Below are 15,637 nucleotides of genomic sequence, written 5' to 3'. Positions count from 1 at the left end.
GGTGTCGGTGTCGATGTTTTCGCTGATGCTGGTGGTGTCGGTCTGGTTGGTGTCGACTTCGTTGCTGGTGGTGTCGTCGATCGTGTCGACCAGGAAGTTGTAGTCGCCGGTGTAATCGTTTCCGCCGCGGGTTTCGGTCTCGCTGGCGATGGTGGTGGCGGTGGAGTTGGCGGAGAAGCCTTGGTTCGATTCCTCGACGATGACCGTGGTCGGTCCGCCGCCGCCCACTCCCGCGCCGTAAATGCCGCTGCCGGCGTCGCCGGTTTGCACGGTGGTTTTCGTGTCGGTCCCGTTGGTGACGGTGCTCGTCGTGTCGGTCTGATCGGTTTCGACGACGGTCGAGTCGGTGCTGTCGACGACGGTCTGCGTGAGCGTGTACGTTCCTTCTTCGGTGCCGGTTTTATAGATGCCGGTGCTGACCACGTTGGTCGAGTTGTCGGCCGTGGCCAGCGACTGGTTCGTTTCGTTTCGGGCATTGATGGCGGTGTTGGTGCTGGCTTCGCTGATGGTGAACTCGCCCGTGTCGGTGGCGTGCATCTCGACGATCGTGTCGGCGTCGTTCTCGCTGTCCACTTGCGTATAGATCATCGGCCCCTGCCCGCCCGTCTGGGTGTTGGCCTGGATGTCGGTGATGGTGGTGGTGCGGGTATAGCCGGGGTCGAGCAGGGGGGCGTAGTAGCCGCCTTCGGAGAGATTCGTGGTGATGTTGTCGGTGCCGCTGAAGGTGAAGGGGCCGACGACGCCCGCGTCGTCGAGTTGTTGCAAAAACTCATCGACCTCTTCGGGCGTCTCGTCTTCTCCCGGCGGCGGCGCGATCAACAGCACCACCCCCGTCTCCAAGTCGGCGTTGTTGTCGGTGTCGTTTTGCGTCCAAGTATAAGTCAAGCTGCTGTAGTTCTTGTTGTCGCTGATGGCGCCGCCGCCGGTGTCGGTCTTAACCAGGTAGACGCCCAGGTCGGCATAGGTTTCCGCGCGCGTGAAGGCCTGGCTGCCGCTGTCGCCGGCCGTATAGGTGGCGACGGAGAAGGTGGCCAGCGAGGGGCTCTTTCCGTTGAACGTGCCCTGCGCGCTGGCGTTCATCGAGTCCAGCGTGGCGATCTGCGTGTCGAGCGCGGTGGCGTAGGTTTCGGTGAGCGCGTCGATGTAGGTGAAGATCAGCGGTCCGCCGCTGACGCCCGTCGAGTAGGTCCCGGCGCTGAAGTTCGGCGTGCCGCTGTTGGCGCCGATGAAGACGTCGTTGTAGCCGCTGGCCGCGGCCGTCTCCACGTATTCGTCTTCGTCGGTCGGAGCGATCTTGGCGAAGCTCTCGCCGAAGCCGATCAGGTAGTCCAACTGCTTGTCGAAGTAGTAGTTCTGATCGACGATCATCACCGTGATGGCGTACACGCCTTCCTGCTGATACTCGTGCTCGCCGGTCACGTGCCCGGTCGCGGTGCCGGCGGCGGGGTCGCTGCCGTCGTCGATCACCGTCCCCCCGCTGGTCTGGCCGTCGCCCCAGTTGATGAACGCCTGGTAGCTGTGGCCGCCGTAGGCGTGCGACTCGCTGAAGCTGGCCACGTTGTCGTCGAAAGCGACGTCTTTGATGTCGAAGATGCCGTAGCCGTAGGCCGTGATGCTGGGCGGATTGACCAGGAACGTGCCGCTGCCGCTGGCGCTCAGGTTGTCGTCGTCGGTGACGGTGAAGCTGGCGGTGTAGGTGCCCGGAATGCTGCCGGCTTGCAGGGTCAGCGTCAGTCCGCTGCCGCTGGCGAAGTCGTCGCCGTTGGGATCCTTGACGGTCCAACTGTAGGTGAACGATTCGCCGGAGCTCGACTTATCGACGTCGGAAAAGCTGCCCGCCAGCGTCAGCGATTGGTACTCGTAGACGGCGGCGGGGTTGGCCGACACGCCGACGTTCGTGGGCGGGATGCCCGTCACGATGAAGCTGGCGGTGCCGGTGGCGCTCAAGTTGTCGTCGTCGGTGACGATGAACTGGGCGTTGTAGGTCCCGTCTCCTTCACCCGCGGCGAAGGTGTAGGCGTTCCCGTTGGCGGTGCCGTTCACCGCGCCACCGGGGCCGTTGACGCTCCAATTGTAGTTGAAGGTGTCGCTCACGGCGTCGAAATCGTCGAACGTGCCGGTGAGCGTGAGGGTGTCCCACTCGTGGGCGCTGGCGGGCGTGGCGATTTGCACGTTCGAGGGCGGCACCCCGCCCACGTCGAACGACGTCGAGCCCGTGGCGCTCAGCCCGTCGTCGTCGATCACGGTGCAGGCCAGGTTCACGTGCGTGGCTTCCCCGGCGGCATAATAATAGCTCGGATCCGGGGTCACCGCCGTGGCCAGCGTCGTGCCGTTGTCGTCGGTGGCCACCCAGGAATAGCTGAAGCTATCGGGCTCCCCTCCCTGTTCATGCGGAGGGTCGTCGTTGTCAATGAAGCCGACGGTGAATGCACCCCCGGCGCCTTCGACGATCGGCGCCGGGCCGGTGCTGGTCGGGGGAACATACTGCCCGACGTTGACGTCGGTCGGCGGCGACGCAACGCAAACGGCGGTGAGGACGGAACTCGTGCCGCCTTCCCCCACGTCGGTCACAGCCACCGAGATCGTGTAATAACCCAGCCCGTCGACGGGAAAACCGACCGTGTCGGTCGAGGGCTCGACGTCCGTGTCGGTTTTCTGAAAGTAGAGCTCTTCGGTGCCGCTGCTGTGCGCGATGTTCCAAACGACGCTGAAGCTCTCAGGACTCCCATCGATGATCGGCGGATTCGCCTGCGAGTCCGTGTCGCCAAAGTCGACGGTCACGTAGGCCGTCTGCTCGTCGATGTAGATGGTCTTGGGAAAACTCAGTCCCGTGATCACGGCCCAGTCGCCGTCGGGTTCCATGCTGAACACGCGGCGGGCTTCGAGTCCTTCGTAGATCAGCATCCGCAGCATGCGGTTCCGCGGCCGGCGCGGCTTCTTGGGCCGGCGGCGGCGGGTGGCTTGCGCCGCGCGGCCGAACCGCCCGACGCCCGGGCGCCGCCAGCCGCGGACCTCGAGCGTGGCCCGAATCGCCTCGCAGAGCGAATCCCACCACTCACGCAACTTGCGCCAACTCGAACACGGCAGCGACACGGTCATGGCCCTCCATTGACAACCGCACCAGAGGAAATGGGCCGCGCCCCGATCGAAGGGGGCGCGTCTCGGTGTTTCAGGCTAGCAAAGTCCGCCGCGCTTGCAAGCACTTTTCGCGTGCCAATCGAATTTTTTTTCGGGGGGTGCCGGATGGGGGGTTCAGGGTTCAGGGTTCAGGGTCCAGGGTTCAGGGTTCAGGGTTCAGGACATGGCAAATTGAGCCAAGACCATCCCTCATCCCTCGTCCCTTATCGAGCACGTCGGCGGCCGCGCGGCGGCTTTTTCGCCGCGGCGACCGGACGCGCTGGCGGCGCGCCGTTGGCCGGCGCACCCGCTCCTCCCACCACGACCACGTTTTGGGTCGCCGCCGCCTTGACTCGGGCCGTCGTCACCAGCAAGGGCATCTCCAGGTCGACCCGAATTCCCCACGCGGCGTCAATCTCGTCGGCAATCTGGTTCAGCATCCGGAGGCAGTTCTCGTCCAGGATGGCCATCAGTTTCGGACTGTCCACGCGATCGCACCGCTCCAGGTGTTTCAGGTAATTGCCCAAGTTCACCCGCGCCACTCGCAACGAGCGGTCCAAAAACACCTTCCGCCGGCGGCGAAAGGCGTCGTTCCGCTCGGCGAGTATCACGCACGCCGCCAGGCATTCGCACCACGCCTGCCCCTTCTCGTCGAGCTCGTTCACCAGTTCGTCGAACGACAGGTGGTCCAGCAGCGGCGTGGGGCCGGGCAGCCTCGCTTGCAGCTTGCGCATGGCCTCGTCTTTCGAGGCCAGCGCCGTTCGCAGCGATTCGATTTCGGCCTTGTCCTTCGGATCGCTGCGATACTCGACCTCGGTGACCGTCCGGGGCTTGGCGGACTCCAGAATGGCCCGCAACACCGGCTCGACCTTGGCTTGCGATTCTTCGTCCAACTGCTGGCGCAGCTCTTGCAAGAGGGTCTTGATCTCTTTCGTGGCACTCATGGATCACCTCGCTAAACCAGAACCTGGTACAAAGCGCACAGTATAGCAAATGCCGGCCCGAATTTCGTCATCCCTCATCCCTCATCCCTCATCCCTCATCCCTCATCCCTCATCCCTCATCCCTCATCCCTCATCCCTCATCAACGGACCACGGACCACGGACTAATCCAAAATCCAAAATCCAAAATCCAAAATTCCACGGGCCGCTTGACTTTTTCGCGCCCGCGCAGATAACTACGTCGTTTCGCGGTAACTCTACTTGCGAGGGTCCGATGGCCACCGTGGCCAAATCGTGTAACGACCGGCAGGCGCCCGATCACGACGCCCGCGCTCACACCCTGCCCACGCACGGTTCGATCCGCGATCGAGAGTCCCCTGGCCCCAATCCCCAACCCCCAATCCCCAACCCCTTTTCGTCGCTCGACCAACTCGACGCCGAACAGCTCAACCGCCAAGCCATGCTGCTCGGCCAGTCGGGCAAGCTCGACGAAGCGGTCGCCCTGCTCGAGCGCGCGGTCGAGCTCGACCCGACCGTCGGCGCCACGCACAACAATTTGGGCATCGCCTTGGCCCGCTTGCGGCGGTTCGAACTGGCTGCCGACCGTTTTCAGCGCGCCATCGCGCTTTGGCCCACGGGCGCTCAGCCGCACAACAACCTGGCGAGCTGCCTGGCCGAACAGGGCCGCTACGCCGAGGCCGTCGTCTGCTTCGAGCGCGCCTTGCGATTGGACCCGGCCTTCCCCGACGCACGCTTCAACCTGGCCCTGGCGCTCCGCGCCGCCGGCCGGCTCGACGAGGCCGCCGACGAGTTTCGCCGGGTGCTGCGCGCCGCGCCCCACCTGGCCAAGGCGCACCTGCAGCTCGGCGCGACGCTGGCCGCCCAACGAAAACTCGACGAGGCCATCGACGCCTTCCGGCGCGCCCTGGAACTGACGCCCTACGACGCCGAGGCCCACCTCCAGCTCGGCGCCGCCCTGAAGGACGCGCTGCGCTATGCCGAGGCCGTCCAATGCTGCCAAGACGCATTGCGGCTGCAGCCCAGGCACTTCATGGCGCTCAGCAATCTGGGCACCGCCTTGACGCTCGACGGCCGCCCCGAGCGGGCGCTCGATTACTTCCGCCGCGCAGACGAACTCGCTCCCGGCTCCGCCGCCCTGCTTTCCAACTGGGGCATCGCGCTGGCCGCCGCCGGGCGGTTCGATGAGGCCCTCGAAAAATATGGCCGGGCTCTGGCGATCAAGCCCGACTTCGCCGAGGCCCACAACAACCGGGCCAGCGCCTTGGTCTCGCGGGCGCGCTATGCCGAGGCGGCCGCCGACTACGACCGCGCGCTCGATCTCAAACCCGATTTTCCCGAGGTCCGCCGCAACCGCTCGCTGTGGTTCCTCTTGCACGGCGACTTCCAGCGCGGCTGGCCCGAATACGAGTGCCGCTGGCAATGCCGCGATTTCGAACGCCACGAGTTCGCCCGCCAAACAGCGGCCGCCCCGCCCGCCTGGAACGGCGGGCCGCTCGACGGCAAGACCATCTTGCTGCACGCCGAGCAGGGCATGGGCGACACCATCCAGTTCATCCGCTATGCGCCGCTGGTCAAAGCGCGAGGCGCCACCGTCGTCGTCCGCGTGCCCCGGCAACTGGCCGCCCTGCTCAAAGACGTCGCGGGCGTCGATCGGCTGCTGACGGGCGACGGAACCGGGGGAGGCAGCCCGATGCCGCAGCGGCCCGCGGGGTGCTTGGCAGCCGACGCACCCGTTCCTTCGGTCTGCGACGACTTCGACGTTCAGCTTCCGCTGATGAGCCTGCCGCGCATCTTTGGAACGACGCTGGAAACGATTCCCAACACGGTGCCTTACCTCTCCGTCGAGGAGCGGCTCGTCGAAGCCTGGCGGGCCGAGCTCGACAAAATCCGCGGTAGCAGAATTCGTGAGAATTCCGGCGCGATTCGTGAGAATTCTGGCGCGCCTGACGCCAATCGCCTGACGCCCGACGACTTCCTGGTCGGCATCGCCTGGCAAGGAAACCCGCGCTACCCGGCCGACCGCCAGCGGTCGCTGCCGCTGGCGCACTTCGCCGCCTTGGCCGGCCTGCCGCGCGTGCGGCTGATCAACTTGCAGAAAGGGCACGGCGCCGAGCAGCTCCTCCATGTGGCCGACGCCTTTGATGTCTCGGAACCCGTGGGCGAGGTCGACCGGCGCCACGGCCGGTTTGTCGACACCGCGGCCATCATGAAGAACCTCGACCTCGTGGTCACCTCCGATTCGGCCGTGGCTCATCTGGCCGGCGCGCTCGGTGTGCCGGTGTGGATGGCGGTCCCCTTTTCGCCCGACTGGCGCTGGCTGCTGGGGCGCGACGACTCGCCTTGGTATCCCACCATGCGGCTCTTCCGCCAGACCGCGCCCGGCGACTGGCCAGGCGTCTTTCGCCGCATCCGAAAAGAGCTGGCCGAATTGGCGAGGCGGCGGAAGGGAACACGGCAGAGGGCACAGGGCAGAGGGGAAATTGCAAACTGCGAATTGCAAATTGCAAATCTGCAAATGGAGGCTGGTAGGGTGGGACAAGATTGCGGAGCAATCGCCGGCCCACCAACGAACGACGCCGATCATGGTGGGCCGGCGCTCGCAAGCTCGCTGGTCCCACCCTACAATCCAAAATCCAAAATCGAAAATCCAAAATTCCTGAACGATCGTGGCGTTCAACTCGCCGAGTCCGGCCGGCGTCGCGAGGCGCTGCTCCATTTCCGCCGCGCCTTGTGGCTCGCGCCGCGGTCCGCCGAGGCGCACTACAATCTGGGCGCCACGCTGGCCGGCTTCGGCCGCCTCGACCAGGCCGCGGCCTGTTTTCGCCGTTGTCTGCGGTTGTCGCCGCGCAACGCCGAGGCGCGCGTGAGTCTGGGCGCGGCCTTGGCCGGCCTGGGCCAGCCGCAACAGGCCGAGCAAGAGCTGCGCCGCGCGTTGCGCCAGTTGCCCGGCGCCGCCGGACCGCACTACAGCCTCGGCAACGTGCTGGCCGCGCAGGGCAAGTGGTGCCAGGCGCTCGATCGTTTTCAGCAGGCGCTCAAGCGGGATGCGCGCTACGCACAAGCCCATTTCGGCATGGCCAACGTCTTTCGCCAGCAGGCCCAGTTCCCAAAGGCCCTGGCGGCCTACGGCCGCGCGCTCGAATTGCAGCCCGATTTTCACGAGGCCCGCCGCCAACGCGCGATGACTCACCTGTCGCTCGGAGACTTCGAGCAAGGTTGGGGCGACTATTCGTCCGCTGTCAGTGGTCCGTTGTCCGTGGTCAGTGGCGACGGACCACGGACCACGGACCACGGACAACTGCACGGCAAACGTCTGTTGCTGACCGCCGGCGACGACCTGGGCGAAACGCTGCTTTTGCTGCGCTTCGCGGCCGTGGCCAACGCGCGGGGCACGACGGTCTGGGTCCGCTGCCCGGCCGGGCACGAGACCATCGTCGGCGGCTGTCGGGGAGTCGATCGCGTGTTCGCCGGCCGTTGCCAGCCGCCTGAGGCCGACCTCTCGCTGCCGCTGGGCGATCTGCCCTTGCTGCTCGGCTCGCCGGGCCCGGAGCAGGCCGCGGGCCTCCCCTTCTTGCGTCTCGCTCCCGAGCTCGTCGAAGAGTGGCGACGCAAGCTGGCCCCTTTGTCCGGCTTCAAGATCGGCGTCGATTGGCGCTGCGACGCGCGCGACGGCGCGGCGCCGAAAGAATGGATCGAATCGCTGGCCGAGGTGCTGGGCGTCCGCGTCATCGATTTGAGCGAGCGTAGTCATCACGCTCCGGGTGACGCATCACGCGCCAGCGTGATGACTGCCCCGGCCCTGGCCGCCCTGATCGCAAACCTCGACCTCGTCATCGCCACCGATGGTGTCTGCGCCCGGCTTGCCGGCGCGCTGGGAGTGCCGCTGTTTGCGGCCCTTCCGGTCGTGCCCGAATGGTGCTGGCTGCTCGACCGCGGCGACAGCCCCTGGTTTCCGACCGCGCGGTTGTTCCGGCAGTCTCGCCGCGGTGAATGGACGGATGTATGCGAGCGGATCACCGGGCAAATTCGGGACATTCTCAGCGACGAACGCCGCCCGACGGGCCCGCACTGCGCCGAGGCCGACGGGCTTTGTGCTCGAGGCGCCGCTTCGATCGAGCAAGGCGACGCCGAGGGCGCGCTGGCGCTCTTCGAGAGGGCCCTGGCGACGGCGCCCGACGATCCGGCCGTTTACAACAACTTGGGCAGCGCCTTGATGCGTCTGGGCCGCGGCCGCGATGCGGCTGCCGAGTTTCGCCAGGCGCTCAAACGACGGCCGCGCTATCCGGAAGCCTTGCTCAATCTCGGTTCCGCGCTGGCCGGCCTCGGCGAGCATGCGGAAGCGATTGCCTATTTCCGCAAGGCCCTTCGCCAGCGGCCGCACTGGGCACGGGCACATTTCTATCTCGGCAACTGTTTGCTGGCCGAAGGCAACGGACAACGGACAACGGACCACTGGCAGGCCGCCCTGGCCAGTTATCGCGAGGCCGCCAGGCTCGACCCCGACGACGGCGACATTCAAGTCAATCTGGCCGTGGCACTGCGGGAGACAGGCCGCTTGGACGAATCGGCGGCCACGCTGCAGGGCCTGCTGCGCCGAGACGCACGGCGGTCCGACGCTTCGAACAATCTGGCCGTTACTTATTGCCGTCAGCAGCGCTACTGGCAGGCGATCGAGTGTCTGCAAGACGCGCTGCGGCGCCGGCCCAAGTTCGCCGCGGCCCACAACAACTTGGGCATCACTTGGGCCCACCTGCAGCGCTACGGCGATGCCGTCGCCGCCTATCGACGGGCACTGGCGATCGAGCCGGACTACGTCGAGGCGCATAACAATCTGGGCATCTCCTTGACGATGGAAGGCCGCTACGAAGAGGCGCTGGCCACGTTCGAGCGGGCACTCGAGTTGCGTCCCGACTATCCCGAAGCGCTGAACAACCAGGGCATCGCCCTGCGCGAGCTGGGCCGGCCGGCGGAAGCCATCGCAGCCTATGAGCGGGCCATCGCGGTGAAGCCCGACTATGCCGATGCGCACCTGAATCGCGGCTTCGCGTGCCTGTTGCAAGGCGACCTGCTTCCCGGCTGGCAAGAGTATGAATGGCGGTTTCAGACCCGGCCCGCGGCCGAGAAGCGCTTTGCTCAGCCCCGCTGGGACCACGCACAACTGTCAACGGACAATCCAAAATCAGTCGGCGATCTGGCCGGGCGAACGTTGTTCGTGCATTGCGAACAGGGGCTGGGCGACACGATCCAGTTCATACGCTACGCCGCCTTGCTCAAACAGCGCGGTGCGCGCGTCGTCGTCCGCTGCCAGTCAAGAATGACCCGCCTGCTCAACCGCGTGGCCGGCATCGATCAGGTTGTCACCGAGAGCGGACCGCTGCCGGAGTTCGATTACCACATGCCGCTGTTGAGTTTGCCGCGGATGTTCGGCACGACGCTGGAGACGATTCCCAACCAGGTCCCGTATTTGTCGGCCGATCCCGAATTGATCGAGTCTTGGCGTGAGCGCCTCCTTGTAGGGTGGGACCAGCGAGCTTGCGAGCGCCGGCCCACCGAGAGCGGCGTTGCAGATGGTTGGCCGGCGCTCGCAAGCTCGCTGGTCCCACCCTGCAACCCAACCCCCAATCCCCAACTCCCAACCCCTCCCTTCCTCATTGGCGTCAACTGGCAGGGAAACGCCCATTATCAGGGCGATCGCCAACGTTCCTTTCCGGTGGCTTGCTTGACGCCGTTGGCCGACTTGCCCGGCGTGCGCTTGATCGGTTTGCAAAAAGGCGTTCGGCACGAGCAGCTCGTGCGGATGCACGGCGGCCGACACGCCGGCGAGGACCAGGCGGAACAGGCGGCTCTGCGCGCGGCCAATCCAAAATCGAAAATCGAAAATCCAAAATTGCCCATCGCCGACTTGGGGCCGGACGTCGATGAGGCGCAAGGGGCCTTCATGGACACGGCCGCCGTGATGATGAATCTCGATCTGGTGATCACTTCCGACACGGCGGTGGCGCATCTGGCCGGGGCGCTGGGCCGGCCGGTGTGGGTGGCGCTGCCCTATTCGGCCGACTGGCGCTGGCTGCTCGCGCGGGACGATTCGCCTTGGTATCCCACGATGCGGCTCTATCGGCAAACGGCGCGAGGCGATTGGACCTCGGTGTTCGAACGGATCAAGAACGATTTGGCGCGGCTCGTGGAGGAGGCGAGGTGAGAGTATGAAGCCCGACATCCGTCGCAAGGACAGCCGTTTCTTAGCCCCGCCTGGTTGCGCCACCCACGGAGTCTCACCCCGTTGGGGTGAAGGAGTTTGGCGCCACCGATACCCAGGGTTCCGCTGCGTGTACCCTGGGCTATCGAATCACGCACCTTCGGTGCTGAACCCCGAACCCTGAACCCTGAACCCTGAACCCTGAACCCTGAACCCTAAACCCTGAACCCTGAAACGGGCAACCGCATGACTGCAACATTAACGTCTCCGGCCGCCGCGCATCGCGCGGAAGCCGCCGCGGCGATCAAGCAAGGAAAGTTCGACCGGGCGGAAGCCGAGCTGCGGAAGGTCATCGAGCATGAGCCCCGCGACGCGACCGCCATGCATGATCTGGGCGTGGCCCTGGCCAAGCAGCGCAAGCTCGACGATGCCATCGCCATTTTCGGGCGCGCGCTGGAGCTCAAGCCCGATTCGGTCGACACGCGGCGCAACCTGGGCGTGGCGCTGGCCCAGCGCGGCCGCAAACAAGAGGCCGCGGCCGCGTTCCAGCAGGCCGTCGAGCTCAAGCCCGACTCGCACCCCTGCCACCGCGATTGGGCCGCCTCGCTCAAGGCCCTCGGCAAGTTCGCCGAGGCCGCGGACCAGTATCGCGAGGCCATCCGGCTGTTGGACGTAAACCAGCGCGACGTCCCTCACCCCAACCCTCTCCCGGAGGGAGAGGGAGTCCGGCTGCTGGAGGCGGAGCAGGGGAGAGAGAGCGAGGGGCGAGGGGAAATTGCAAATTGCAAATTGCAAATTGCGAATTGGCCATTGGAAGCGGCACAGAAGACAGTCGGCGAAGCAACCAAGACCCAAGACCAAAGCCCTGAGACCTCTGACGGCAATCCAAAATCCAAAATCCAAAATCCAAAATCGCTGGCCGAGGCGCACCACGACCTGGGCCTCGTGCTGGCCGAGCTGAAAAAGCCGAACGAGGCGGAAGAGTCGTATCGCAAGGCACTGCAGCTCAAGCCCGACTTTCCCGAGGCCCTCAACAACCTGGGCATCTTGCTGGAAGGCCGCGGCCGCTTGCAGGAAGCCGAAGCCGCGTATCGCCAGGCCCTGGCCACACGGCCGCGGGCCGCCGACGTGCATAACAATCTCGGCGTCGCGTTGGCCGCGCAGCGGCGATACGAAGAGGCGGTCGCCAGCTATCGGCAGGCGCTGGCCCTCACGCCCGACTCGCCGTTGGCACTCAACAACCTGGGCAACTCGCTGCGCGCACTGGGGCAGATCGACGAGTCCGTCAGCTCGTTGCGGCGGGCCATCCGGCTCAAGTCCGACTACGCCGAAGCCTACAACAATCTGGGCATCGCTCTGGTGCAGTGGGGACAGGACGACGAGGCGGTGACGAACTACGAACGGGCCATGGTTTTCCGGCCCGACTATCCCGAGGCCCATCTCAACCGGTCGCTGGCCTGGCTGGCGGCGGGCGACTTCGAGCAAGGCTGGACGGAGTACGAATGGCGCTGGATGGCCAAGGACGTCAACCGTCGCACGTTCAAGCAGCGCCGCTGGGACGGCTGCGATCTCGACGGCCGCACGGTGTTCGTCTACCTGGAGCAGGGCGTGGGCGACACGCTGCAGTTCATTCGCTATATGCGGCTACTCAAGCAGCGCGGCGCGCGGGTCATCGTCGAGGCGCAAAAGTCGCTGCTGAAGTTGTTGAGCGGCAGTCGGCACATCGACGAGTTGGTGCCCGTGGGCGGGCCGCTGCCGGAGTTCGATCTGCAGATTCCCCTGTTGAGTTTGCCCGCGGTGTTTCGCACCACGCTCGACACGGTGCCCGATGAGGTGCCGTATCTGTTTCCGGATGAGAAGCTGGTGGAGGCTTGGCGAGCGAAGCTTCGTAGGGTGGGACAAGATTGCGGAGCAATCGCCGGCCCACCGACGAACGACGATCATGGTGGGCCGGCGCTCGCAAGCTCGCTGGTCCCACCCTACGCCCCAACCCCCGGTCCCCAACCTCCAACCCCTTCCTTCCTGATTGGCATCGCCTGGCAAGGCAACCCGCAGTATCGCGGCGATCGCCAGCGGTCGATTCCGCTGCGGGCGTTCGCTCCGCTGGCCGCCATTCCCGGCGTGCAACTGGTGAGCCTGCAGAAAGGGTTCGGCACGGAACAGCTTGCCGACTTGGACGGCAAATTCCCGGTCATTGATCTTGGCAGCATCGACGAAGAAGCCGGGGCGTTCATGGATACGGCGGCCATCATGAAGTGCGTCGATCTGGTGATTACGTCCGACACGGCCATGCCGCACCTGGCCGGCGCCTTGGGCGTGCCGGTGTGGATGGCCTTGCCCGCCGTGGCCGACTGGCGCTGGATGCGCAGCGGCGAGCGGTCGCCTTGGTATCCGAGCATGCGCATCTTCCGGCAGCGCGAGGCGGAGAACTGGGCGGAGTTGTTCGAGAGGATGGCGGAGGAGTTGTGGAGCCGGTCCGTGGTCCGTCGTCAGTTGTCCGTTGCAACTGACCACGGACAACTGACGACTGACAATCGAATCGAAAATCCAAGATTGGAAGCGGAGCGGGAGCATGCGGCGGGCATCGCCCTGGCGAAGGAAGGGAAGCTCGCCGAGGCGGAAGAGCGCCTTTCGCGGGCGGTCGAGTTGCACCCCGCCTTCGCCGCCGCGCACCATAATCTGGGCGTCGTGCAGGCGCGGCAGAACCGGTTGGTGAAGGCGGTGTCTTCGTTCCGCAAAACGCTCCAAGTCGATCCGGATTTCACCGACGCCTACGGCAACCTGGGACTCGCGTATTACGAGCAGGGACGCTTTGAGGAAGCCGTGTGCGAGTTTCGACACGCCCTGCGGCGCACGCCCGGCAGCGCCGAAAACGTCAACAACCTGGCCGCGGCGCTGGTGCAGTTGGCGCGCCCGGCGGAAGCCGCCGAGTGCTATCGACGGGCGTTGGAGCTGCGGCCGGACTACATCGAGGCGCACCACAACCTGGGCCGCGCGTTGCTCTCGCTCGGGAGGTTCGAGCAGGGCTGGCTGGAATATGAGTGGCGCGAGCGGCTGCCGACCGCCCGGCCCAAGCCGTCGGACAAGCCGCGCTGGGACGGGTCGCCCTTGGCCGGGCGCACGCTGCTGGTGTATGCCGAGCAAGGGCTGGGCGACACGCTGCAGTTCATCCGCTACGCGGCACTGGCGAAGCGGACCGGCGGAAAAGTGGTCGTCGAGTGCCAGCCGGAGTTGGTGCGCCTGCTGGACCGTAGACATCACGCTCCGCGTGATGACTACGATTGCGCCGTGGCCCGCGGCGCGGGGTTGCCGGAGCACGACGTGCAGGCGGCGCTGATGAGCCTGCCGGCGCTGTTGCGCACGACCGCGGGCGACGTCCCGGCGGAGGCGCCGTACTTGTCGGCCGATCCGAAGCTCGTCGAAAAATGGCGCCAACGCTTTGCGCTGGTAGCTCCGACACCAACCCCCAATCCCCAACTCCCAACCCTTCCCTTTCTCATCGGCATCGCCTGGCAGGGGAATCCGGCCTGGACCGGCGACCGCTATCGATCGCTGCCGCTGGCCGAGTTTCAGCCCCTGGCCGACCTGCCAGGCGTGAGGCTCGTCAATCTGCAAAAGGGGCCGGGCGCCGAGCAGCTTGTGGGCGTGGCGAACCATTTTCCGGTGATCGATTTTGGCGTGCAGGTCGACGGCGCCGCCGGGCCGTTCATGGACACCGCCGCCATTTTGCAGCATCTCGACCTGGTGATCACCTCCGACACGTCGATCGCGCACTTGGCGGGAGCGATGGGCCGGCCCGTGTGGGTCGTGCTGCCCTTTGCGGCCGATTGGCGCTGGATGACCGACCGTAGCGACAGTCCCTGGTATCCCACGATGCGGCTCTTTCGGCAGCCGCGGCCGGGCGATTGGAAGACGGTGTTCGGCAAGGTAACGCGGGCGCTGAGCGCGCGAATTGGTCAGACGTCCGTAGTCCGTGGTCCGTCGTCCGTGGCCATACCCCCTCTCCGTCCGGGAGAGGGCTGGGGCGAGGGGGCCCGAAGCACCACAAGGCCATTGGCTGAGGTGTTCGACGTCAACTCGCCCGGCAACCACCCTCACCCTAACCCTCTCCCGGAGGGAGAGGGAAGCAATCCAAAATCCAAAATCCAAAATCCAAAATTGGAAGAGCCCCTCATCCCTCATCTTTCATCCCTCATCCCTGATCATCACAACGGCAACGGCGAGGCGCGGACCGCGGCCATTAATTTGATCTGTCCGATCAACCACCTGGGTTACGGAGTGGTGGGTCTGAATGTGCTCAAGGCATTGCGGCGGGCGGGCCGGCAGGTCGCGTTTTGGCCGATCGGCCGAATCGACGCCGCCGGCGACGAGCAGCAGCTCATCGAAGAGGCAGTCGAGCGGCAGAAGTGTTTCGACGGTCATGCGCCCAGTATCCGCATCGCCCACCAGAACCACTTGGCCGAGCACGTCGGCTTTCCGCGGATCGGCTTTCCGATATTCGAACTCGACCGGTTCAGCGAAGCGGAGTTGAACCACTTGCGGAGCCAGGACCGGTTGTTTGTCACCTGCGGATGGGCGCGCGAGATTGTCGAGGCCAGCGGCGCCGGGCGCAAGGGGGCCATCGATGTCGTTCCGCTGGGCGTCGATCGGGCCGTGTTCCATGAACCGCGCGACGACGGGCAGTCGCGCGGGGCGACCACCGTCTTCTTGAGCGTCGGCAAGTGGGAGCGGCGCAAGGGACACGACGTGCTGCTGGAAATCTTCAATTCTGCCTTTTGCCCGCAGGACGACGTGGAGCTTTGGATGCTCACGTTCAATCCGGTGATCGGCAACGACCGGTCTGCCACCGTGGCCAAGAACCAGCAGTGGGAAACGTTGTATAAGTCGTGCCCGTTGGCGGAGAAGATCAAGATTCTGCCCCGGCTGGCGGACCAGCGAGAGGTGGCGGCGACGATGCGGCAGGCCGACTGCGGCGTGTTTCTCTCGCGGGCCGAAGGCTGGAACTTGCCGCTGTTGGAGATGATGTCGTGCGGCAAACCGGTCATCGCCACCAACTACTCGGCGCACACGGAATACTGCGACGCGGCGAACGCCTTGTTGATCGAGATCGACGCGCTGGAAGAGGCCTATGACGGCCGCTGGTTTTTCGGCAACGGCCAATGGGCGGCGCTGGGCGAGAAACAGATGGAGCAGGCGATCGCGCACATGCGGCGGACGCACGCTCAAAAGCAGGAAGGTCGTCGTCTCTTGAATCGGCCGGGCATCGAGACGGCGAAACGCTTTACGTGGGAGCACACGGCCGCGCGGATGCTGGGCGCGGTCCAATAAAAAAGCGGCGGCCCGATCCATCATGAATCGGGC

4 protein-coding genes are annotated in these 15,637 nt (G+C 65.6%); 2 read left to right on the top strand and 2 right to left on the bottom strand.

Going from position 1 to position 15,637, the window contains the following annotated elements; genetic code table 11:
- On the bottom strand, positions 1 to 3,093 hold a 3,093-nt coding region (locus VNH11_08750; protein ID HVA46448.1), incomplete at its 3' end, for a hypothetical protein.
- Positions 3,094 to 3,341: 248 nt separating this feature from the next.
- Complete coding sequence (locus VNH11_08745; GenBank protein HVA46447.1) at positions 3,342 to 4,061, bottom strand: hypothetical protein; 720 nt, start codon at positions 4,059 to 4,061, stop codon at positions 3,342 to 3,344.
- Positions 4,062 to 4,342: 281 nt separating this feature from the next.
- Between VNH11_08745 and VNH11_08740 the strand changes: the two genes are divergently transcribed.
- Together VNH11_08740 and VNH11_08735 are read left to right on the top strand one after the other, a co-directional pair.
- Positions 4,343 to 10,279, top strand: a complete 5,937-nt coding sequence (locus tag VNH11_08740; protein ID HVA46446.1) for a tetratricopeptide repeat protein — start codon at positions 4,343 to 4,345, stop codon at positions 10,277 to 10,279.
- A 243-nt stretch (positions 10,280 to 10,522) separates the two neighbouring features.
- Positions 10,523 to 15,604, top strand: a complete 5,082-nt coding sequence (locus VNH11_08735; GenBank protein HVA46445.1) for a tetratricopeptide repeat protein — start codon at positions 10,523 to 10,525, stop codon at positions 15,602 to 15,604.
- Positions 15,605 to 15,637 lie beyond the last annotated feature (33 nt).

The sequence above is a fragment of the Pirellulales bacterium genome (genome assembly GCA_035533075.1).
In the GTDB taxonomy this organism is placed as follows: domain Bacteria; phylum Planctomycetota; class Planctomycetia; order Pirellulales; family JAICIG01; genus DASSFG01.
Note: the sequence above shows the minus strand (reverse complement) of the source record. Positions and strands in the feature narration are given on the sequence as shown.